Source organism: Mycobacterium sp. WUMAC-067 (genome assembly GCF_020217485.1).
Lineage (GTDB): Bacteria > Actinomycetota > Actinomycetes > Mycobacteriales > Mycobacteriaceae > Mycobacterium.
Genome location: NZ_JAEKMI010000229.1, coordinates 1 through 236, shown reverse-complemented (window position 1 = coordinate 236; position 236 = coordinate 1). Strand labels below are relative to the sequence as shown.

1 protein-coding gene is annotated in these 236 nt (G+C 56.8%); it reads left to right on the top strand.

Annotation, left to right across the window (positions count from 1 at the left end; all coding sequences use genetic code 11):
* The coding region (locus JF781_RS28350; RefSeq protein ID WP_255642443.1) for an acyl-CoA dehydrogenase family protein at positions 1–236 on the top strand (236 nt) is incomplete at both ends.

The window sequence follows — 236 nt, the reverse complement described above, 5'->3', positions numbered from 1 at the left end:
CTTCTTTCAGCTGATGACGCAACTGCCGCAGGAGCGACTTATCGTCGCGGTCGGAGCGGTTGCCGCCATGGAATTGGCCTTGCACCAGACGATCGAATACACGCGCCAACGAGAAGCATTCGGGCGAACGATCTTCGGGTTCCAAAATACCAAGTTCACCCTCGCTGAAGCCGCCACCGAAACAAGGATTGCGCGAGTGTTCCTCGACCACTGCATCTGTCTGCATCTCGACGGTA